The organism is Novacetimonas pomaceti, assembly GCF_003207955.1.
In the GTDB taxonomy this organism is placed as follows: domain Bacteria; phylum Pseudomonadota; class Alphaproteobacteria; order Acetobacterales; family Acetobacteraceae; genus Novacetimonas; species Novacetimonas pomaceti.
Window position 1 is genome coordinate 16,707 of sequence record NZ_NOXG01000006.1, and the last position, 20,918, is coordinate 37,624.

The window sequence follows — 20,918 nt, forward strand, 5'->3', positions numbered from 1 at the left end:
AACCAGCCAGCAGGGAATGGATGCGCGTTTTCATGTCTCCATTACCGTCTGGCGCGATACCGGGGGATATCGCGCCGGGTGGCGGAACGGATGGGACAGTCCTGCCGCTTCCTGCTGGCGCTAGGGTTCAGGCAGCAGGCGGAGGACCGCGTGATGGGGGGACGCCGGGCGAAATGGCCGGTGGGCCACGCGGCTGTCCCGGACGGCAGTGGGGACGCATCCATGGCATCGGTGGCAGTGGCACGAAGGCCTGCGCCGCCAGCGCCATGGCCGGAAGATGCAGCAGCGGACACAACGCGCATGACCCGTCATGGTCGTGATGGGACGTGTCATGCCCGCTTTCGTGGAAAAGGGCGTGATGAAGGCCGCCCATTGCCATCACCATCGCGGCCGGGCCGTGCTGCTGTGCACAGTCCGCCATGGCGGGGCCTGACGCGATGTCGATGCCCATCAGGCGTTCAATCGTGGCGCGGGGCATTTCCCCCGGCCGGGCCTGGTTGAGGATCAGCAGCTGCCCCACAAAGCCCAGAAGCGTGCACGCGACAATCAGCCACCGGCCTGGGGCCGGGCATGTCACAGGGTGAGGGACGCGCGCCATGAACCGGAAAGATATGCCTTTTTCACGAATTTCCGCCAGTTTCCGCCACAAGGGGACGCTTGTCAAATCCTGCCATGGCCCGGGATTTCGGGATGGGGTGATGCCATCAGGGAAAGCATTGTGTCGAAGGCGGAATGGTGTAAGAGTGACCCCAGCCACGGTCCCGTTCATGTCCGGACCGGCGGCATGGCCCCGTCACGGCGGGCCTGTCTGGGAGAAGGAATGCCCATGTTCAGGGTTGGTGCAGTGCTGCGGCGCGGTGTCGCGACTTTGATGATCATGGGGACGTGCGTGATGACCCAGGCCCATGGCGCGACACTGTCGGATGACATTGCGAAAACCATACAGGGACAGCCCGGTCATTTCGCCGTCTATGCGGCAATGTCGGGACAGCCGCCGCAGGTCTGCCTGAACTGTGACGACTTCATCGACGCGGCCAGCACCATGAAGCTGTTCGTGATGGATGCCGCCTATGACAGTTTTACAAAGGGAACCCTGCACCCGCAGGACATGATCGTCGTGCATAACCGCTTCCATTCCCTGGTGGGGACAGGAAGCTTCGCGCTGGACCAGAAGGAAGATTCCTACGACCCGCTCTATGCCGCGATTGGCAGGCCGGTCGCCGTCTCCGAACTGCTGCGCGTGATGATCCAGTACAGCAGCAACCTGGCGACGAACCTGATGATCGAACGCATCGGCGTTCCCTATGTCCGGGCCATCGTGGCGGTCCAGCACCTCGATGGCATCAGGTTCGGCCGGATGATCGAGGATTATGATGCCAACAGCCAGGGGATCCACAACCAGGTGTCGGCGCGGGGGCTGGGCCTGTTCCTGCAGAAGCTCGACCACGGCGACATCGTGGGACCGGCACAGAGCCAGGCGATGATCGACATCATGAAGGGACAGAAATTCAACGACATGATCCCGCCGGGCCTGCCGCCCGGCACCCCGGTCGCGCACAAGACGGGATGGGTCGATGGCGTGCGCAACGACGCGGGGATCGTCTTCCTGCCCGATGGACGGCATTATATCCTTGTAATGCTGACGAAATCCCTTCTTGACGAGGCAGCGGGGATCAGGGTGCTCAACACGATTTCCCGACAGGTTCATGACAGTTTCGTCCACCCGTCCAGAAACGGCTGACAAGTCTGATCGCCTGACCGGGACCGCGATGGCCCCGGAAGGGAACCATCGTGGGTTCGGGCCGCGTGAAGCCGCGGTTTCTTATGGATGGCGTAACGGGTACGCCATCGCATGCCAGCCATAGACAGGGGGCACGCGGGATATGCGTCTGCGTCAGATTGAAGTTTTCTATGCGATCATGACGACGGGATCGCTGCGCCGTGCGGCGGAAGTGCTGCATGTCTCGCAGCCCGCCGCCAGCAAGGTGCTGCGGTATGCGGAGCAGTCCCTGGGGTTCGCGCTGTTCGAGCGTACGGGCGGGCGTCTTGTCCCCACGCGTGAGGCGCAGATCATGCTGCCCCACGTGAACACGATTTTCGGCAAGCTGTCGGACCTCAAGCGCCTGACCGACAACCTGCGCTATGCCCGTGACGGCCATACGATCAGCATCGGCTGCGTGCCCAGCCTCGGGCTCAGTCTCGTGCCACGGGTGATCCAGCGGTACCACGCCAGCCATCCGGGCACCGAACTGACGATCGATACCCTGCATGGCACCGAAATCGTATCGCGCATCCTCAACCATGACCTCGACCTGGGGATCGTCTTTGGCGATTATGCCTGCGACGGGGTCGGTTCCCACCATATCGCGGACGTGCCCCTCCTGCTGATTGACGGGGAAATCGCCGATGGCCCGGTCATGCTGGAGCGGATCGACCCGACGCGGTATATCGGCCTGAGCGAGAATGACCCCACCGCCCGGCTGCTGGACATGGCGATGGAGGAGGCGGGGGTCTGCGCGGCGCCATCGGTGCGGGTGCGCACGCATTACATGGCGGCGGAACTGGTGCGGCTTGGGGCGGGATGTTCGATTGTCGATGCCCTGACGGCGCTGCATCATCCCGGCCTGTCAAAACCCCATGCGATTACCCCGCCGCTGCATGTCGCATGCACCGTGCTGTTCCGCGCGGATTACGCGCTTTCGCATATTTCGCGCGATATCCTGTCGCTTTTGCGGACGGAGCTGGATGTCGACCTCCAGCGTCTGCAGGACTGAAGGGCGGGGAATTATACCCCAGGTTAAGGACGGATTGCATCTCGTTATGGGACAGCGGGGGACGTTTCATGCTTTGCTTGCCACAATGGAGTGCCATGTCCGGCATCTTTTCGTTTTTCAGCAGAGCAGGACAGCAGAGTAGTGAACAGGTCATTTGCAGGACGGATCATTCGTTACATGGGGGGAGTGGGGGCGCTTTCTCTCCTTGCCGCTCCCCTTGTCGCATTGCCCGCATGCGCGGCGCCCGCGCTGCCTGCCGGCCTGACGGCGGAACAGATTGACACCCTTGTCGAACGCACCCGCGATGCGTTCCATGTGCCCGGGATCGCCGTCGCGGTCGTCCATGATGGGCAGGTCGTGTTCTCGCGCGGGTATGGCCGCCGCAGCGAGGACGCGCACAGTGAAAAGGTCGATACCCGCACCCTGTTCGCCATTGGCTCCAACACCAAGGAATTCACGACCACCGCGCTTGCGCTCCTTGTCGATCAGGGCAAGCTGAAATGGGATGACCGGGTCATCGACCATATGCCGGAATTCCGTGTCGCAGACCCCTTCATCACGCGGGATTTCCGTATCAGCGACCTGCTGACCCATCACAGCGGCATGGGGCTGGGCGCGGGCGATCTGATGCTGTTTTCCCACAGCAACTTCACCCGCCCGGAAATCCTGGCGGCCCTTCCCTACATGCCGTTTACCGCGCCGTTCCGCGCGAATTACGCCTATAATAACCTGCTGTACGTGGTCGCGGGCGCGCTGGTGGAGAAAATGACCGGCACCAGCTGGGAAAATTTCGTGCAGTCGCGCCTGATCGACGCAGCGGGCCTGCCCGCCTGCCAGAGTACGCCGCCCGTCAAGGGGGAGACGGATGTCGCAACGGGCGAGGGCAACAGTCCCGACCTGCCGGACCGCGCATCGCTCAGCCTGCCTGTCGTGGCGCCCGCGGGCGGTATCTGGTGCAGTGTGGATGGCATGACCCGCTGGGTGCAGATGTACCTCAATGGCGGCAAGACGCCGGAAGGAAAGACCATCATCAGCACCGCGCAGCGTGACGAGGTCTGGGCGCCGCATGCGCTGCTGCCGCTGCCGGACACGGCGGAGGCGACGCAGGGACATTTCCGCGCCTATGGCTATGGCTGGTTCATGGAGGACTTTTTCGGCAAAAAGCGTGTCTGGCACACGGGAACCATCGACGGAATGGTCAGCTATGTCTCGTTCCTGCCGGAAATGAAAACCGGGATCGTGGTCCTGACGAACCATGACGATTACCGTCCGAGCTTTGTCATCCAGACGACGCTGAATTCACTGGTCACGACCGGGAAAAGCGCGGACTGGCTTGCGCACTGGAAAAAGCAGGAAGACGACAACAACGCGGAGCAGGCGAAGGCTGCCGCGACAACCGGCCCCGGGTCGCCGGCACGGCCGTTCATTCATCTGTCGGCGCAGGCACAGCGTGATTATGTCGGGCTGTATCATGATGACTGGCGCGGCAATATCCATGTCACGCAGAAAGGCAACGATCTTCGTCTTTCTTTTGACAACTCGCCGGGACTTGCTGGCAACCTCTCCGCATTGCCGCATGATCTGTTCGTGGTGCGGTGGGACGATCGCGCGCAGGATGCGGGGGACGATTGCTACGTGCAGTTTCAGCGCGACATGGATGGCAAGGTTACGGGCATATCGATGCGTGTCGTGGGATCCGACTTCAGTTTCGATGCCCAGGACCTGCATCCGAAGAAGATATCCGACAAGCCCTGATATCGAAAATGCCAGTCCGGAAGCTGCCTGTTCCGGACTGGTGCCCATATTTCCAGTAATATGAAATGATGGTCGGGACATTCATGGGATGTTCCCGGCAGTCATTCCTGCATGCATGGGGCGGGGGTATGATGCAATCCGTAATTGCATTCCCGCTATCGCCAGATCCGCCACGATGCAGTCCGGACAGGAGCAGGGAAGCGCCGTGGTGTCCCTGCCTGATTGCTGGTCCCATGGATAAGGTCATGCAGGATATCCGATCCTGTCGCTTTCCTGACTTTTACAGGCACAGGACTGCCTGATCCGCGCTGACAGCGCGATATGGTTGGCATTGTGTCAGTGCCCCGAATAATCATTTCATCCATCACAAGCTGTCTCATCAACTCCTTCTGGCGGATGATGGACAATCTTTTTGTGGACGTGGGACATGTTTGCAGAGGTTCCTGTCCATCCGGCCGGAATTCAGGATGGAGGGTCGGCAGGCCCGTGAAACCCTTTCGGTGGCCATGTCATCTGAAAACAATCCGTTGATGAAAATGATAAAAGTTTTTGGGTGACGCCTTTTTTCAAAAAGGCGGCGTCTTTCGAAGCTTTTTGAAAAAAGCTTCACCAAAAACTTTCTCGGGATTTGCGCGACATGTCACAGGCAATAAGCGGGTCGCGCAGGGTGATACACCACAGGCAGGTCATGGGTGTTGGGGGAGCGCATGCCTGATTTTCCGCCTCTTCTTCGTCGTGGCATTGAACATGGGCGGGAATATCGGGCATTTTCCCGCCTGCTCCTGACCGGATATTGGGGTCACAAAGCAGGAGACGGGGGATGATTTCCAGGCCGGATATGACAGTGCCCGCCACCGGAATCTTTCCAGTGGCGGGCACGGTTTTCTGTAATGATGGGGAATACGGTCCGGCAGTATTCAGGAAGCCGGACCGCCTGTCTTGAAAATCAGAAGTGAACCCCGGCCGAGAATTCGAAGGAACGGCCCAGGATGACGTCATAGTAACGTGTCAGGCCCACCGTTCCCACGCCTTTGGGAAGCGCATTGAAAACATTGTTCATCATGAAGTTGAGGTTAAGGTTCTTCGTGATTTTATAGCCAATCGTCGTGTTGAAGTAGAAGAAGTCCGGACGGCTGTTAAACGTTTCCGCGTACTGGCTGGCCGTCACGTTAAACTTGGACGGACCGTAATAGATGGTCTGCCACTGCACGAAAAGCGGGCCACGCACATAATCCAGGTTGGCCGTGAAGGAATCCTTGGGCGAACTGGTGCTGCCAACCTCGGGATAGGTCGTGCCGAGGAACGTCTGGGTATTCTTGACATAGTGGTTATAGTTCACGCCGATATTGAACGATCCCCAGTCGGCAAACCGCTGTCCGAAGCGCGACATCGGGATGAAGTAGTTCAGTTTCCCTTCAAGGGCCTGCATATGCTGGTTGGCGATATTGACGAAGCCTTCCTGATAGTTCGTGACCTGGTGGGTGGTCGGGTCGCGGGTGAACATGCTGCAGTACTTGTTGGGGAACGAGCTTGAATCGTAGCAGGCGCTCATGATGTCGCTGATGCCCAGATCCTCGATTTCATTGCTGATCGTCACGTCAACAAAGGAAGCGTCCACCTGCAGGCCGGGGACGAAATGCGGCATGAAGTGAAGCGAACCGGTATAGCTGTGGGAGACTTCGTTCTGCAGGTGCGAATTGCCGCCATCCGTTCCGTAAATGCCATAGTTGACGATGTTGGAGACAAATCCCTTCGGAATGCCCTGTTTGGCGCAGTTGGCGGCACGAACGGCTGGATTGGGGCCGTTGGCGATATCTTCCTGGGCGCACGGGTCGCTTGCCATGCTGTTGACGCGGCTTGTCGGGGAGAACAGTTCGGTTACGGACGGGTTACGAACGGACTGTGCGTAATTTCCGCTAAAGCCGAAATCCCGGGTGGGCCACCAGCTGCCACCGAACATATAGGTCCAGTAGCTGCCGGTCATGCTGTTGTGGATGTAGCGTCCGTTTGCCGTGGCCGAGATATGATAGGCACCCGGCACATGCATTTCCGGTGACACGATCGGAACATCGAGTTCCCCGAAGACTTCGTGCGTGCCGTAAGCCCCGTTGGTGTTCGGGGTGGGGATTTCATCACCATACTGACGGCGGCTGCCATCGGACAGCACTTCACCGTTCAGGATGCTGCCTGCATCGAAGTTATAGGATTCCCAGCGATGTTCGTAACCAAGGTCCCACCGGACATTGCCTGCGGGCAGCTTGACAACGGTACTGTGAATTTCCGCCTGTACGTCGAGCTGCTTGTTGGTGTTGCTGGGGTTGACCCATGACGTGATGTATTTCAGCGCCGCGGCACTTTCCTGGTTGCGCCCGAAGACATCGAGGGGCGCGCAGGTCTCGCTGCGGGTCTTGGCAGTGGAATTGACATAACCCGGCGCGCAGCCAATGGTGCCGTTGGGCAGCGTCACGGCATCAAGCGCGTTGATCAGGTTGTTCGTGTCCACCATCAGGGTTCTGGTGTTGCTCAGATACTCGCTGTATTCGCCCTTCACGCTCCAGTCGAAGCGACGGCCCACCGCCTCGAAATCACCGTTCAGGCCGCCCTGGAAACGATACATCTGGTTTGTGGTGGTAAACGCGCCTTCCCCGAAATCCTGGTTGGCACGCGACAGGTAGAACGTATCCGTCGGCTGTCCGGCGGCCTTGAGGGAATTGACGATGGTTGTCCGCTCGGCCGAGGTCAGGTACGGGTTGGCCGTGCTTAAGACCAGGTTACCGTTGACGTAATCCTGCGGATCGGCGTCAAAGTTGGCCCGCGTCAGCGGATCGCCTTCGAACGTGGCGGAATAGTACAGCCCCTGGTTGACGGAGCTCTTGGCCTCGCCACGCTGGTACCAGCCCTGCCATGTGGCATGCAGGTGGCGGTTGAAGTCATAATGTCCCAGCGTCGTCAGGTTCAGCGACGTCTGCGGCGTATAAAGCTGGTCATAATTTTCAAAGGACAGGCCATTGCCGCCTGCGGTGTAATAATTACTGCGCGTGACCGTTCCCGTCAGCGGGATAAGGGATTTGCCGTCCTTGCTGAACTGCAGGACGCCCCCGCCGGGTGCCGCGATGCCGCCGGATGCCTGCCCGAAATAGGAAGGATTCAGCTCACCATTGACAAGCGGAATGCCGGTTGCGCTCAGCTGGCTGAAACGTTCGTTCTTGGTCAGCGTGTAATAATAGGGGGAATTGCTGGTCAGCGCCGGCCACAGATAGGTCTCGGCCTCACTGCCGATGCTTTTGGCACGGTCATTGTAAACCAGGCCATCCGCGTTGCGATATTCCACGTCAAAGACGATGCCGCCCTTGTCATGGTCAAAACCCGTGCCGTATTTCAGGTAGACCTTTTCCTGTCCCCCGTCGAGCTTCTGGGTCCAGTCGCCCTGCGCGTTGAAATCAATGCCCTTGAAATGATCGTCAAGCTGATAGTTGACGACACCCGCCACGGCATCGGCGCCATAGGCCGCGCCCGCGCCGCCGTAACGCGTGTCGATCTTTTTCACCAGCGAGGTCGGGATGGTGCCGACGTCCACCTGCGAACCGCTGCCCGCGCCATACAGCGACGCCGTGGCGCCGCCGACCATGCGCATGCCGTCGATAAGTGTCAGGGTGCGCTGGTCACCCAGGGCCAGCAGGCCGCTGAAGGTCTGTCCCGCGCCCCATGATCCCTGCGATCCGACGGGGCTGTTGGACGGGACGGAAAATGCCGGGTTTTCACGCAGCAGCGCCAGGCCCAGGTTGGAATATCCACGTGCCTGGAGCTGTTTGGCATCCAGCGTGGTGCCCGCCGTGACGTTACTGAGCCGCGTCTGCGACAGACGGGTGCCGGTGACGGTGATGTCTTCGCTCCGGCCGGCGGCCGCGGTGCTCGACGATGCCTGCTGGATCGTGGTGGCGTTCTGGGTTGTCGTGGTCGTCGTCTGGCCGGTGGCCGTGATGGTACCCGCGGTGCCCGCCGTGCCCGATGTCGTCTGGGTGGTGGACGAGGAGGTGGCGGTCCTGGAGGTCGAGGTGCTTTTTTTCTTCTTGCTCTTGGCCGGAACGACAGAGCCATGGGATGTGGAGCTGGTGGCAGCCTCTGTACTATCGATGCTCCAGCCCGCAATTGTCACTGCCGCGCCAATCAGCAGCACCGTTTTCAAGCTTGGTCTGGATGGAACGTCCCTACGTTTCCTTCGAATAGATGGAAGGCCAGTGCTCATTTCTAAAACTCCGCATTTCACCACGGCGACCGCTGGCAAATCATCGCCACCAACACAGGTCTACCTCGCCTTCATTACGATCCCATTCCGAGTGGTCTTTTGTCGATTTCTAAAACATGCGGAAGAATTAACCTGTGGTTTAGAGATCACCTGATCGAGATGGAAAGGAAAGCAGGGGAAATCTTTGCAGATAGGAAAAATCCACGATGCCGGCGGGTTGGCATGACGGCGTGGCGGGCCGGATTTTCGGGTCGATTGCATGGGATCCGCCGCATTTCTGGGAAATGGCGGGAAATGCGCGCATCCCGGGACCGTGCGTCCCGGGACGGATCAGCCTTCGCGTTTCAGGCGGATCCCGCCTGCCATCAGGGCCGGGGGGAGGCGAAGGGATTGGCCGCCGATGAGGTCGAATGGACATCGATCCAGCTGTTGGCAAGATCTATGCTGATTTTCGCGGGCCTGTAGGCCGCTGGCGGGGCAAGGAAGATATTGTCCACATAGGTCTGCGGATTACGGTCATAAAGGGGAAACCAGCTTGACTGCACCTGTATCATGACCCGATGGCCGGGCAGGAAGGTGTGGTTGGCGACCGGCAGGGCAAAGCTGTAAAGCTGCGGCGTATTGGCCGGGATCGGTTCGGGATGCTCGATGCTCCTGCGATAACGGCCGCGCAGGATGTCCGCGCTGACCATCAACTGGTATCCGCCCATCTCAGGCTGTTCGGGAACCTCATCGGGATACACGTCGATGAGCTTGACGACGAAATCCCCGTCCGTGCCCGTGGTGGAGGCCGTAAGATGGACGACGGGCAGTCCCTGGATATCCAGCGGCGCCGTCAGGACAGGGGACGTGAAGGTCGCGACATCCGTGCGGCCGGAGGCCTCCCTCTGGTCGCTCGCCAGCCAGTTTGGCCATGCGGAAACGGGCGTATGGGCGATCGGTTCAATGGTGCGCGGCAGGTAGGGCACCGGACGCGACGGGTCCGACACATATTCCTCCGTTCCTGCTGCGCTGTCGGCTTTTGTCAGGCCGAGCGTGTGCCCCGCCCCCAGATAGAGCGTCGTGCAGGGGCTGCAGGCCTGTGACGGCAGGCTGTCGGCGGATTCCCATTCGTTCCTGCCGGAGCGAAAGGCGGTCACATGCGCGGGCAGCGGGACGGAACTGTCGTCCTTCAGGTAATGGGCCAGGAAGGGTTCAAGGATCCGGGTGCGGAAATAGGCCCCGGTGTCGGAGCCGAGCCGCACCGCGCCCATCGTGCTGGCCTGCCGGATTTCCCCGCCATGGTTCCATGGCCCCATGACAAGGAAAAGGTTGTCGCGGGAATCCGCCCTGTCATGAAGCGCGTAATAGGTGCCGATCGCGCCGACGATGTCTTCCTGGTCCCACAGGCTGTGGACCAGCAGGGTGGGGACCTTCAGCCCATATCCGGCGATCTGCCGGTCCACCGCCATGTCCTGCCAGAAGGAATCATAGGCGGGATGGGCAAGGATCTGCCTGAAAAATCCGATCTGGTCCATGCCGTGGCTTTTGCCCAGCGCACCGGCGGAAACGGCGTCGAGGTAGAGGTTGTAATCATCGTGATAGCTGCTCCACCATTTGGCGGTGTTGCTCCGGGTGGCGTCCTGATCATAGATGTAGGGCAGCATCTGCTGGCGGAAGGCGCCGTTATGGAACCAGTCATCCCCACGCCATCCGTCGATCATGGGATTCATGGGCACGACGGCACGCAGCGCGGGATGCGGGTTGAACAGCGCCATCATGGACGTAAACCCGTCATAGGATACGCCGATGATGCCCACTTTCCCGTTGCTTTCATGAACATTGTGGACAAGCCATTCAATGGTGTCCCACGTGTCGGTCGCATGATCGACCGTGCTTTTGTTCAGCGGGCCGCGCAGGGGGCGATTCATGACGTAGCTGCCCTCGGAACCGTATTTGCCGCGCACGTCCTGAATGACACGGATATAGCCGCCATCCGCGATCACGTCGGGCATGTTGTCATACCCCTGCAGGGCGGAGCGCATATGCCCGCTGATATTGTGCGTGACCATTTCATCCGCGTTGTATGGCGTGCGGGTCAGCAATATGGGGGCGCCATGCGCGCCCTTGGGGATCATGATGACCGTATGCAGCTTTTTCCCGTCGCGCATCGGGATCATGACATTGCGGCGGACATAGTCAAAGCTGCTGTCGCTTGCGTGGAAATCCTGTGGCATGTCGGCCGGGATTCCCTCTGGCGCGGGAGACGCCATGGCCGATGCGCAGGAGAGGAGAAGACAGGCCGTAAGGAGAAGGGATTTCTGCATTTTCTTTTTCTGGATCCATGCCACGGAAATTCCGTCACGTACCGGCAGAACGGCCGGGGAAGCGGAATTGTCCTTTATCTGAGGAAGCACGAAAAGCCCCCCGATCTTCCGCCGGGCTGTATCGGGAGGGATGGCGTCACCGGATCCCGAACATCGCAGTCATGGGGGATTTCCGGCACCGGCCCGACGGTTTCATGCTTTCACGACACCACGTCCCCGCCAGCAGGGTCGCGTCATGCCGCGGATGGTATGGGGATGACATAAGTTGGTGCTCCCTCTTCGTTGCACCCGGATTTCCGGTGCGGAAGCATTCCATGTCGAGATGGAGGCAGGCCGGATTATCGTTTCACGCATGTATTGTCGTCAATTATCAAAAGGTGGTCCACCCATAACCTTTGTTTAAGGGGCAGGAACAATAATGCATGGAATGAAAACGCGCCTTTGACCCCAGAGTGTCCGTCATGTGTCCGTGTCCGCCAAGACACGCAGGCGCGTATTGGAAAAACCTTCCCTGATCCCGAAGGGGCCGTTTCAGAAGGTATCCATGCCAGCGTCCCGCGCATCATGGAGGAGGTTCGGCAAGGCCTGCTGCAGGAAGCGTCCATGAATGCCGGATTTTTGAAAGAAGGCAGCATCCGGAAAACTCTGTTATTTTTCATCAGCGAGCTGTTTTCATATACTACCCGGGAAAAGATGGGATGATTCCGGTTTGTCGAAGATGACGCATGGAAAGAATGAAAATCGTCCTGCTCCGGCCGCGATGTCCGGGCCATGGGACAGGGATCACGTCAGGCGAAGTGGGCAAAGGGGGGTGTGGCACGCGGGCTTTGCATGTTTGGGCATCCGCCTTTATTCCGGCAATGTGACCACCCTGTCCGACCATTGCCATCCTGGCCCTGATGCCCGCATGCACGTCACATGGACGTCAGGCGCCCCCATTACGGAAAGCCCATGGCGCCATGCGGGCGATGACATCAACCGGAATGAGGCCGCCGTGCCCTTTGCTGTCATGAAGGATACCCGCCAGCTTCCCGTCCGTCCGGGGCATGACGCGCCCTGCCGCGCGCCCGGGCCGCGCATGCGGGGATGGTGATGGCGGGCATGGCGTCCTCTCCGCCGCCGGGACCGTGGCGGCAGGCGATCCGCGCGCTCGGGCGCAACCGTTCGGCCATGATCGCGCTGGCGACGCTGCTGCTCGTGACGCTCGCCTGCCTGCTGGCGCCGCTATATGCCCGCGATGTCGCGCGGACCGATCCATTCGTCTCCAACGTGGCGGGCAGCGTCATGCTTGACGGACGCGAGGTGGACATCATGCAGCCCAATGACAATCCCCTTCACCTCGGGCTCAGCCCCATCGGCCCCACATGGCGGGCTTCCTACCTGCTGGGGGCCGACAGCCAGGGGCGCGACCTGGCCTCACGGCTGCTGTACGGGGGGCGCAATTCGCTGCTGATCTCGTCCTGTGCCGCGGTGCTGTGCCTTGTGCTGGCCGCGACGACGGGGATCATCGCCGGTTTTTCGGGGGGCATCGTGGATGCCGTGCTGTCGCGCATGATGGATATCATGTGGGCGGTCCCGGTCTATCTGTTCGCCATTTCCCTTTCCATCGTCACCGTGAGCCACGGGTTGGTGCTGGGGCCCTTTGTCGTGCGGGCGGACAGCCTGTTCATCCCTGTCTTCATCATCGCGCTGGTTTACATGCCTTATGCCGCGCGACCCATCCGGGGGCGGGTCATGGCGTTGCGGGGGGCGGAATTCGTCACGGCCGCGCGCTGCCTGGGGGTGCCGCGCTGGCGCATTGTCCTGCGCGACATCCTGCCCAATGTCACCACCACGCTGGTGATGCTGGGACCGCTGCTGATGGCGCTGTCGCTGCTGGCCGAAAGCGCGCTGTCCTTCCTTTCGCTGGGGGTGCAGGCGCCGGCGGCATCGTGGGGGACCATCATTCAGGACGGGGAGGGGCTGATCTATACCCGTCCCATGGTGGCGGTGGCGCCGGGGCTTGCCATCGTGGTGGTCGTGCTGGCGCTCAATATCCTTGGCGACGGGCTGCGTGACGCGCTGGACGTGCGCGACGCCGGGCGGCGTTCGTCATGATGGGGACGCGGTCATGATGGGCGCCCTGCTGCGCCGGCTGGGGCAGACGGTGTTCGTGCTGTTCGGGATTTCGGCGCTGGTGTTCATGGTGTTCTTCGCGACGCCGGGCGCCGATCCCACCGCCCGGATCGCGGGACGCAACGCCTCGGCCCAGGTCATGGAAAAAGTACGCAGGGAATACGGCTTCGACCGGTCCCTGCCGGTGCAGTACGCAACGATGATGAAAAAGCTGTTCATCACGCGCGACCTTGCCTCCTATGTGGACCGGGGCGAACTGGTGGTCCCTGAAATCGCGCGCGCGGCCCCGGTGACGGCGTCGCTGGTCTGTGGGGCGGCGGTGATCTGGGTCGTGGCATCCATCATCATGGGCACGCTGGCCGCGGCGATGAAGGATACATGGGTGGATCGCGGTCTCATGATGCTGGGACTGGTGGGGATTTCCATGCCGGTCTTCTGGCTGGGGCAGGTGACCAACCTTGTCACGCAAAGCCGGTATCACGATACATGGCTGTTTTCATGGGTGCCGGGACTGGGATACGTGCCGTTCGGGGAAAGCCCGCTGGGATGGTTCCGCGCGCTGGTCATCCCGTGGATCGTGCTGGCGGTCATGTTCATCGGCATCTACAGCCGCGTCCTGCGCGCCGATCTGGTGGCGCTGTCGGGCGAGGATTTCATGCGCACCGCCCGCGCCAAGGGGCTGTCGCCCGTGCGTATCCTGCTGTGGCATGGGGTGCGGATGTCCATGATTACCTTCGTCTCCCTCTTCGGGCTGGACTTCGCGCAGCTGGTGGGCGGCGGCGCATTGCTGACGGAGGTCGTGTTCGGCCTGCCAGGCGTGGGGCACCTGACCTATCAGGCGCTCAACAACCTCGACCTGCCGGTCATCATGGCGTGCGTCATGTATTCGGCAGTGTTCGTGGTGATCGCCAACGCGGTGGTCGATGTCATCCATGTCTTTCTGGACCCACGGATGCGCGATGCCCGGTAGCAGGATGTCCCCTGATGCGATGTCCGGCAATGGCTCCGCCCGCGCGCCTCTGCTGGAGGTGCGTGACCTGTGTGTCAGCTTCCCTTCGGCGGGACGGATGATCCCGATTGTCGAACATGTCTCCTTCACCCTGGAGGAGCGTGAGATCCTTGGACTGGTGGGGGAATCGGGGTCGGGCAAGTCCGTGACGGCCATGGCGCTGATGGGCCTGATCGACAGTCCGGGCGTGCGGATTGCCGGATCCGCCCTGTTTCGCGGGCAGGAACTTGTGGGCCTTGCGCCCAGGGAGCTGCGCCGCCTGCGCGGGGGGCAGATCGCCATGATTTTCCAGGATCCGATGACGGCCTTTACCCCGGTCTATACCATCGGATGGCAGATTGATGAGCAGATCCGCGCGCATGAGCGGATTTCACGCAGGCAGGCCCGTGCCCGCACGGTGCGCCTGCTGGGGGAAATGGGGGTGCCCGACCCGGTCCGCACGGCCGGATGTTACCCGCACCAGCTTTCGGGCGGGCTGCGCCAGCGCGCGATGATCGCCATGGCGCTGTCGTGCAATCCCGTCCTGCTGATCGCGGATGAGCCGACCACGGCGCTTGACGTCACGGTGCAGGCGCAGATCCTTGAACTTGTCCGCGCCCTGCGCGGCAGGCACGGTTCCTCGGTCCTGCTGATCACGCATGACATGGGGGTGGTGGCGGAAACCTGTGACAGCACGCTGGTGCTGTATTCGGGGCGCGTCGCCGAAACCGGGCCGACAGGGGCGCTGTTCGCGCGGCCGGGGCACCCCTATACGGCGGCGCTGCTTGATTCCATACCGCCGCTGGACGGGCCGCGCCCCGAACGGCTGCCGACCATCGCCGGCGTGCCGCCTGCCCCCTTTGAACGGCCGGTCGGGTGCGCCTTTGGCCCGCGTTGCCGATACGTGCATGAACGCTGCCGCCCCGCGCCGCCGCCACTGGTGCCGGTCGGGCCGGGCCAGGCCGCCGCATGCGTCCTGCCGACGGAGGGCCGGCCCCTGCCGCCGCGATGCCCGTCGCCTTCCACCCCGCAGCAGGGGCCGGCATGAACGCGGATCCATCCCGCATGACGCAGGGGACGGCCGCTCCGCTGATGGAGGTGCGGGACCTGCGCAAGGCCTATCGCCTGTCCCGTGGCCAGATGCTCAGGGCGGTGGATGGCGTCTCCCTTTCCGTCATGCCGGGGGAAGTGCTCGGGCTGGTGGGGGAATCGGGATGTGGCAAATCCACCCTCGGGCGCTGCCTGCTGCGCCTGATGGATGTCTCGTCAGGCCGGATCCTGTTCGAGGGGCGTGATATCACCTCGCTGAACGAACGTGCCATGCGTCCGTTGCGCCAGCGCATGCAGATGGTGTTTCAGGATTCCTATGCGTCGCTCAATCCCCGGCGTCGCATTGGCGACCTGCTGGCGGAGCCGCTGCGCGTGCATCCCGATGCCGATGGGCGCAGGCGATCGGCCGCGACCATTACCGCGCGGCTGCATGAACTGATGGAACTGGTCAGCCTGCCACGCACGGCGCTGGAGCGTTACGCCCATGAATTTTCCGGGGGACAGCGCCAGCGTATCAATATCGCCCGTGCGCTGGCCCTGTCGCCGCGGCTGGTGGTGGCGGATGAACCCGTTTCGGCGCTGGACGTGTCGGTGCAGGCGCAGATTGTCAACCTGTTCGTCGATCTTCAGGCGCGACTGGGGCTGACCTATGTCTTCGTGGCGCATGACCTTGCGGTGGTGCGCCAGATTTCCACGCGCGTGGCGGTGATGTATCTGGGGGCGGTTGTCGAACTGGGGGAAACGGACAGTGTGCTGCACCATCCGGCCCACCCCTATACCGCCGCGCTGACCGCTGCCGTGCCGCGGCCCATTGTGGGGGGCATGCGCGCGATCCCCCTGCGGGGGGATATCCCCAGCCCGGTCGCGCGTCCGTCAGGCTGCCGGTTCCATACGCGCTGCCCTTATGCACAGGATCGCTGCCGTGTGGACGAACCCGTGCTGCGTCCGGTGCGGCAGGGGCATGAGGTGGCCTGTCATTTCCCGCTGGATGGCCCGGCGTAGCTGTTGCCCGTTGGTAAAAGACGGTAAAAGTTTTTGGGTGCCGCCTTTTTTCAAAAAGGCGGCGTCTTGCGAAGCTTTCCGCAAAAAGCTTCACCAGAGCCATCGTCAGTGATGCGCAAGCCGTTCCACCACGATGGCGACAGCCATTCCCGCGATGGAAAACGTCGCGCACCAGACAAGCACGCCCGCCACCGGACCGGCGGTCAGCGCCACGCCCAGCGCAAGCATGGGGGCGATCACGCGCACGATCCGCATCGCGATCTGGATGGGGCGAGATACCGGCGGCAGGTGATACCGCGCGGGTTGAAGCCACGCATGGCAGGACAGGGCAATAGTCCATGACAGCAGGGATATGAGGATCGTCATGCGGCCCTGTCCTTCATGTGACGCGCCACGCAGGCCGCGACCACGCCAAACAGCGCCCCCATGCCATCAATACCCGCGTGGATGCCGGACCACTGCCGCCACGCGGTCGCGTCGCCCACGGCATCGAGCAGCGGCAGGCCACATCCCAGCGCCGCTGTCGCCACAAGCTGTTCACGCCATCCCGACAGGGGTGACGTGGTGCATGACCGGATAATTCCATGCAGCCCGCAGACGGCCCAGATGAAAAAGAACACGTCTATTTCAAGCATTTCCCGACCGGTCAGGGTCGCGGGCAGCAGGCGGTTGCCCCACAGGAAGGACAGGATGCCGACCGGCAGGCCCGTTATCGTGGCGATGCACAGCCCTTCGGCAATGCGGAAAGCCGCGCGATGGCCTGATTTGCGGCGGCGTTTCATCAGGAACAGCACCATGCCGCTTGCAATCGCCGCTGTCGAACACAGGCCGGATAAGAAATACAGCCAGCGTAGGGAAAGCGGGAGGAAACGCGCGTAATGCAGGCCGTGCATCAGTTGCAGGGTTGTCGCGACAGGTCCGCGCGTAATCGTCGTACCCAGCACCCGCCCGTCAGGCAGGCCGAAATCCACATGGTCGCGCGTCATGAACGGGCTTGAGGCATCGCTGGCGAAGATGCCAAGGCGATCGGGCGAAAACAGGATGAAGCCACAGTCCCGTCCGCCAAGGCGCAGGCGCGCGGTTTCCAGCAGGGGCCGCAAGGGCGGCACGGGCGACAGGGCCGGCGGGGAGGCGGGCAGACGCGCCGGGGCGGCGTCATGCCGGAAAATCGTTGCCAGCGGCGTGGCCGGAAGGATCCTGTCGGCATGAACAAGGACGCCGGTATAGCCCATCATGACGGTAAAGGGCAGGAACAGGACACCGGCCAGCAGATGCGCGTCCAGCCATGACCGGATGCGCGAGACCGACAGGCGCAGCATGACCAGATCCGGCAGCAGCGCGCGCAGGTGGATCACGATGCCCGCCCCCACCGCAACCAGCAGTCCCGTGCCAAGGACATTGACCAGGCCGACGCCAATCACGCCTCCACCGCGCAGGGAATAATGGAAGTCGTAGAAGAACTTGCCCCCTGCCGTGGCGCGCGCGGGGATTGTCGCCCCCGTTCGCGGGTCAAGGATGTCGCCGACAAATTCATGGCCGTCGTAATGCAGGATTTCCAGCACGGACGAACGCGCGGAGGGCAGGACCAGAAAGGCTGGCATGCCACGCGCCTGCTGGTCACGCACCATCCGGCTGGCCCTGTCCAGGGCGATGTCGGTGGGCTGCGCGTTGGCAAGGGCCGGGATTTCAGGCTGCATCCACCGGGTGATTTCCGTATCGAAAACGGCAAGCGTACCGGTGGCGAAGATGCAGACGAGGGCCAGCCCGCACACGAATCCCACCCAGGCATGCAGCCATCCCATGCGTGTGCGCAGGGTTTCGCGCGTCATGGCAGGGCCGTTCCGGCAAGGGCGGCGACCGCGCCCAGTATCCCGACGGCGATGATCCCGCGATAACGCACCCACATCCCGAAACAGGTCAGGATCAGCAGGGGCAGGCAGCCAATGGCGATCATGTAACCCAGCTGCGTCGCATCCGGGGGAAGCGTCCCGTTCCCATGGCGCGCAACCATCCGGCCGATATCCATCACCAGCAGGTGCGCGACCAGATAGGAAAGCAGGCAACTGATCGACAGGGCGCGGACCCTGCCAATGGCAGGGGTGGGGGGGCGTTTCGCCCTGTCGCGCGTCAGTTGCGGTCTTCTGTTACATATTGAGAAATAAATGCGACGCATTTGCATGTGCTCTTCATGCCACAGAATGTCGCCGGATGCGAAAAAAATACGGCGATGCCGGGCCGGATGTTGCGATTTAATCGCATTTGCGTATATCACCCACTCCCCAACCGCTTTTATCCGAAGGCTTTTCGTAATGTTATGTGCATGCCAGATCCCTGTCCGCCGGAAGACTGTCGTGGCGCTGGCGGTCATGATCGTCATGGGAAGCCTTTCGCCGATGGCGCCGGTATTCGCCGCGGACGATGAAAGGACCGGAACGCAGCAAGCCCCCGGGTCACGGAAAACCCCCGGGCCACAGAAAGCTTCCGGGCCGGAACAGGCCGACGCGCAGGCGAAGGACGAGAAAATCATCGTCACCGCCAGCCGCCGTAACCAGATGGAGGTGACAAGCGGCGGCCAGCTCGGGGCGTTGGGGAACAAGAAGGGGCTTGATGTGCCCTTCAACATCCGCAGCTACAGCTCCAGCCTGATCCTCAACCAGCAGTCGCAGACGCTGGGGCAGGTGCTGGAAAACGACCCGTCCGTGCGCACGACCTATGGCTATGGCAACTTTTCGGAGATGTTCGTGATCCGCGGGTTTCCCGTCGATGGCGATGACGTGGCGATCAACGGGCTGTACGGCATCACGCCGCGGCAGCTTGTCTCGCCGCAGCTATATGATCAGGTGCAGGTGCTCAACGGGGCCAGCGCGTTCCTCAATGGCGCGGCGCCCAGCGGGTCTGCCATCGGCGGCAACATCAACCTGATGTTCAAGCACGCGACCAAGACCCCGATTACCCGCGTGACGGGTGATTACACCAGCAATGCCCTGGGCGGAGGGAGCGTGGATTTCGGCCGTCGTTTCGGGCGGGACAAGGCCTTCGGCTTTCGCCTGAATGTCGCGGGACAGGATGGCGAGGATTCGATCGATCATGAATACCGCCATTCCGCCGCCGTGGGGGCCGATTTCGACTGGCATAATGACGACACCCGCATTTCGCTGGACATGAATTACCAGAATCAGGGCGTCAACGGGGGGCGGCCGGCCATCTTCCTTGGCCCGGGCGTGACCTCGGTGCCGCGCGCGGCGGCGCCGTCGCACAATTTCGGGCAACGCTGGGCCTATAACGACCTGAACTACATTTTCGGCATGCTCAATATCGAACATGACTTTTCCAGGCATATCACGGTCTATGGCGCGTTCGGTGGCCTTGGCGGGAACGAGAAGGGCGAATACGCAAACCCGACGGTTACCGATGCGATCACCGGGGCGGCGACCATCGGCAGCATGTACGTGCCCTATAACCAGACGAACGAAAGCACGCGCGCGGGCGTGCGGGCGCATTTCAGGACCGGCCCCGTCAGGCATGAAATCAATGCAGGCGGATCCTCATTGTGGGAAGAAGCCGATACCGCCTATTCCATGGCGCTGACCTCGGCCACGACGAATATCTACAACACGCCCTACATCTCGCCGCTTGCCAATACCTTTAGCGGCGGGGACGTCGCCAATCCGCAGCCCATCAACCGCACGCGGCTGTACAGCCTGTTCTTTTCCGACACGATGTCGTTCTTTCACGACCGCGTCGCCCTGACGGGGGGATTTCGTTACCAGAACATGCTGATCAACGGATATGATTACGCCGCATCGGGCCGTGGCGCCATCAATTCCCATTACGATCAGGACGCCATTACCCCCGTGGTCGGGCTGGTGATCCATCCCACGCGACAGACTGCGCTGTATTTCAACCGGATCGAGGGCCTGTCGCAGGGACAGACCGCGCCGGCGGATACGATCAACCAGGGACAGATTTTCGCCCCCTACAAATCCACCCAGTACGAGGTGGGCGCCAAGTATGAAACCCGGCGTTTCAGCGCGTCCCTTGCCGTTTACGAAATCTCGCAGCCCAATTCATATTCGCAGGCCATCGGCAATACGGGCCAGTCGATCTTTGTCGAGGACGGGCTGCAGCGCAACCGTGGCATCGAACTGAACATCAATGGCGAAATCCTGCCGGGCCTGCGCTTTAACGGTGGCGGCACGGTCATCGACGCGGACCTGCGACGCACGGCGGGCGGGCTGCAGAACGGACATACCGCGATCGGGATTCCCAATTATACCATCAACGGAAATCTGGAATATGACCTGCCGTTCCTGAAGGGCGCGACGGTCGTGGGGCGCGTCGTCAACACGGGCAAGCAGATGGTCAATACGTCCAATACGATGCACCTGCCGGTCTGGACGCGCTTTGACCTGGCGGCGCGCTATACCTTCGTTGCCGACCACAAGCCCCTGACGCTGCGCTTTGGCGTCGATAACCTTGCGAATACCCGGTACTGGTCGTCTTCTTTCAACGGCTACCTGCTTGAAGGCCTGCCAAGGACGTTCAAGTTCTCCTTTACCGCCGATCTGTAAGGGCTGGCTGCTGACATCATGGAGAAGTTCCGGGTGAAGTTTTTTACCTGAAAGGCTTCAGGGAACGCCGCCTTTTTGAAAAAGGCGGCGCCCAGAAACGTTTGCCATTTT

At 61.7% G+C, this 20,918-nt stretch carries 17 protein-coding genes; 10 read left to right on the forward strand and 7 right to left on the reverse strand.

Annotation, left to right across the window (positions count from 1 at the left end):
• Nucleotides 1-127 precede the first annotated feature (127 nt).
• Nucleotides 128-598 (reverse strand): DUF2946 family protein, encoded by a 471-nt coding sequence (locus tag CFR71_RS07685; protein WP_110529867.1) that lies wholly within the window; start codon nucleotides 596-598, stop codon nucleotides 128-130.
• A gap of 228 nt (nucleotides 599-826) precedes the next feature.
• On the opposite strand from CFR71_RS07685, the gene CFR71_RS07690 reads away from it, so the two are divergent.
• The 3 genes from CFR71_RS07690 to CFR71_RS07700 all read left to right on the forward strand — a co-directional run bounded on the left by CFR71_RS07690 (nucleotide 827) and on the right by CFR71_RS07700 (nucleotide 4,529).
• Nucleotides 827-1,741 carry a serine hydrolase gene (locus tag CFR71_RS07690; RefSeq protein ID WP_239020305.1) on the forward strand — a complete coding sequence of 305 codons (915 nt, stop codon included), beginning with the start codon at nucleotides 827-829 and terminating at the stop codon, nucleotides 1,739-1,741.
• Between the two features lie 142 nt (nucleotides 1,742-1,883).
• Nucleotides 1,884-2,774 (forward strand): LysR family transcriptional regulator, encoded by an 891-nt coding sequence (locus CFR71_RS07695; protein WP_110529617.1) that lies wholly within the window; start codon nucleotides 1,884-1,886, stop codon nucleotides 2,772-2,774.
• Between the two features lie 177 nt (nucleotides 2,775-2,951).
• Nucleotides 2,952-4,529, forward strand: a complete 1,578-nt coding sequence (locus tag CFR71_RS07700) for a serine hydrolase (protein WP_110529620.1) — start codon at nucleotides 2,952-2,954, stop codon at nucleotides 4,527-4,529.
• A 606-nt stretch (nucleotides 4,530-5,135) separates the two neighbouring features.
• On the opposite strand, the gene CFR71_RS16450 is transcribed toward CFR71_RS07700, so the two are convergent.
• The 3 genes from CFR71_RS16450 to CFR71_RS07715 form a co-directional block, all read right to left on the reverse strand.
• Entirely contained in the window at nucleotides 5,136-5,297 is a 162-nt protein-coding gene (locus CFR71_RS16450; protein WP_165832055.1) for a hypothetical protein, read from the reverse strand.
• A 178-nt stretch (nucleotides 5,298-5,475) separates the two neighbouring features.
• Nucleotides 5,476-8,706, reverse strand: coding sequence for a TonB-dependent receptor domain-containing protein (locus CFR71_RS07710; RefSeq protein ID WP_239019193.1), 3,231 nt, complete (start codon nucleotides 8,704-8,706; stop codon nucleotides 5,476-5,478).
• Nucleotides 8,707-9,140: 434 nt separating this feature from the next.
• A complete protein-coding gene (locus CFR71_RS07715) occupies nucleotides 9,141-11,081 on the reverse strand; it encodes a CocE/NonD family hydrolase (protein ID WP_110529875.1) in 1,941 nt (646 codons plus the stop codon).
• Nucleotides 11,082-11,522: 441 nt separating this feature from the next.
• Between CFR71_RS07715 and CFR71_RS16125 the strand changes: the two genes are divergently transcribed.
• From CFR71_RS16125 to CFR71_RS07740, 6 genes are all read left to right on the forward strand, one after another.
• Entirely contained in the window at nucleotides 11,523-11,783 is a 261-nt protein-coding gene (locus CFR71_RS16125) for a hypothetical protein (protein WP_133251100.1), read from the forward strand.
• A gap of 205 nt (nucleotides 11,784-11,988) precedes the next feature.
• The gene (locus tag CFR71_RS07720; protein ID WP_133251101.1) at nucleotides 11,989-12,174 is read left to right on the forward strand and encodes a hypothetical protein; all 186 of its coding nucleotides are present in this window, start codon (nucleotides 11,989-11,991) and stop codon (nucleotides 12,172-12,174) included.
• Nucleotides 12,174-13,178 carry an ABC transporter permease gene (locus tag CFR71_RS07725; RefSeq protein ID WP_110529879.1) on the forward strand — a complete coding sequence of 335 codons (1,005 nt, stop codon included), beginning with the start codon at nucleotides 12,174-12,176 and terminating at the stop codon, nucleotides 13,176-13,178. The genes CFR71_RS07720 and CFR71_RS07725 overlap by 1 nt, the downstream gene beginning before the upstream one ends.
• A 13-nt stretch (nucleotides 13,179-13,191) precedes the next feature.
• Complete coding sequence (locus tag CFR71_RS07730) at nucleotides 13,192-14,166, forward strand: ABC transporter permease (RefSeq protein ID WP_207781339.1); 975 nt, start codon at nucleotides 13,192-13,194, stop codon at nucleotides 14,164-14,166.
• A complete protein-coding gene (locus CFR71_RS07735; protein ID WP_408891741.1) occupies nucleotides 14,156-15,232 on the forward strand; it encodes an ABC transporter ATP-binding protein in 1,077 nt (358 codons plus the stop codon). The genes CFR71_RS07730 and CFR71_RS07735 overlap by 11 nt, the downstream gene beginning before the upstream one ends.
• Nucleotides 15,233-15,249: 17 nt before the next feature.
• On the forward strand, nucleotides 15,250-16,236 hold the full coding sequence (locus CFR71_RS07740) for an ABC transporter ATP-binding protein (protein WP_239020306.1): 987 nt from the start codon (nucleotides 15,250-15,252) through the stop codon (nucleotides 16,234-16,236).
• A 105-nt stretch (nucleotides 16,237-16,341) separates the two neighbouring features.
• On the opposite strand, the gene CFR71_RS07745 is transcribed toward CFR71_RS07740, so the two are convergent.
• From CFR71_RS07745 to CFR71_RS07755, 3 genes are read right to left on the reverse strand one after another with little or no spacing between them, the layout of a single operon-like run.
• Nucleotides 16,342-16,602 (reverse strand): hypothetical protein, encoded by a 261-nt coding sequence (locus tag CFR71_RS07745; protein WP_110529630.1) that lies wholly within the window; start codon nucleotides 16,600-16,602, stop codon nucleotides 16,342-16,344.
• On the reverse strand, nucleotides 16,599-18,065 hold the full coding sequence (locus CFR71_RS07750) for a PepSY-associated TM helix domain-containing protein (protein WP_110529633.1): 1,467 nt from the start codon (nucleotides 18,063-18,065) through the stop codon (nucleotides 16,599-16,601). The genes CFR71_RS07745 and CFR71_RS07750 overlap by 4 nt, the downstream gene beginning before the upstream one ends.
• Nucleotides 18,062-18,409: a hypothetical protein gene (locus CFR71_RS07755; RefSeq protein ID WP_110529636.1), complete on the reverse strand. Its 348-nt coding sequence runs from the start codon at nucleotides 18,407-18,409 to the stop codon at nucleotides 18,062-18,064. The genes CFR71_RS07750 and CFR71_RS07755 overlap by 4 nt, the downstream gene beginning before the upstream one ends.
• A gap of 193 nt (nucleotides 18,410-18,602) precedes the next feature.
• Between CFR71_RS07755 and CFR71_RS07760 the strand changes: the two genes are divergently transcribed.
• Nucleotides 18,603-20,807, forward strand: coding sequence for a TonB-dependent receptor (locus CFR71_RS07760; protein ID WP_206057830.1), 2,205 nt, complete (start codon nucleotides 18,603-18,605; stop codon nucleotides 20,805-20,807).
• Nucleotides 20,808-20,918 lie beyond the last annotated feature (111 nt).

Coding starts and splice junctions, on each gene's coding strand:
- CFR71_RS07685 (WP_110529867.1), bottom strand. CDS start 598: ATGGCGCGCGTCCCTCACCCTGTGACATGCCCGGCCCCAGGCCGGTGG.
- CFR71_RS07690 (WP_239020305.1), top strand. CDS start 827: ATGTTCAGGGTTGGTGCAGTGCTGCGGCGCGGTGTCGCGACTTTGATG.
- CFR71_RS07695 (WP_110529617.1), top strand. CDS start 1,884: ATGCGTCTGCGTCAGATTGAAGTTTTCTATGCGATCATGACGACGGGA.
- CFR71_RS07700 (WP_110529620.1), top strand. CDS start 2,952: ATGGGGGGAGTGGGGGCGCTTTCTCTCCTTGCCGCTCCCCTTGTCGCA.
- CFR71_RS16450 (WP_165832055.1), bottom strand. CDS start 5,297: ATGCCCGATATTCCCGCCCATGTTCAATGCCACGACGAAGAAGAGGCG.
- CFR71_RS07715 (WP_110529875.1), bottom strand. CDS start 11,081: ATGCAGAAATCCCTTCTCCTTACGGCCTGTCTTCTCCTCTCCTGCGCA.
- CFR71_RS07720 (WP_133251101.1), top strand. CDS start 11,989: ATGCACGTCACATGGACGTCAGGCGCCCCCATTACGGAAAGCCCATGG.
- CFR71_RS07725 (WP_110529879.1), top strand. CDS start 12,174: ATGGCGGGCATGGCGTCCTCTCCGCCGCCGGGACCGTGGCGGCAGGCG.
- CFR71_RS07730 (WP_207781339.1), top strand. CDS start 13,192: ATGATGGGCGCCCTGCTGCGCCGGCTGGGGCAGACGGTGTTCGTGCTG.
- CFR71_RS07735 (WP_408891741.1), top strand. CDS start 14,156: ATGCCCGGTAGCAGGATGTCCCCTGATGCGATGTCCGGCAATGGCTCC.
- CFR71_RS07740 (WP_239020306.1), top strand. CDS start 15,250: ATGACGCAGGGGACGGCCGCTCCGCTGATGGAGGTGCGGGACCTGCGC.
- CFR71_RS07745 (WP_110529630.1), bottom strand. CDS start 16,602: ATGACGATCCTCATATCCCTGCTGTCATGGACTATTGCCCTGTCCTGC.
- CFR71_RS07750 (WP_110529633.1), bottom strand. CDS start 18,065: ATGACGCGCGAAACCCTGCGCACACGCATGGGATGGCTGCATGCCTGG.
- CFR71_RS07755 (WP_110529636.1), bottom strand. CDS start 18,409: ATGCGTCGCATTTATTTCTCAATATGTAACAGAAGACCGCAACTGACG.
- CFR71_RS07760 (WP_206057830.1), top strand. CDS start 18,603: ATGATCGTCATGGGAAGCCTTTCGCCGATGGCGCCGGTATTCGCCGCG.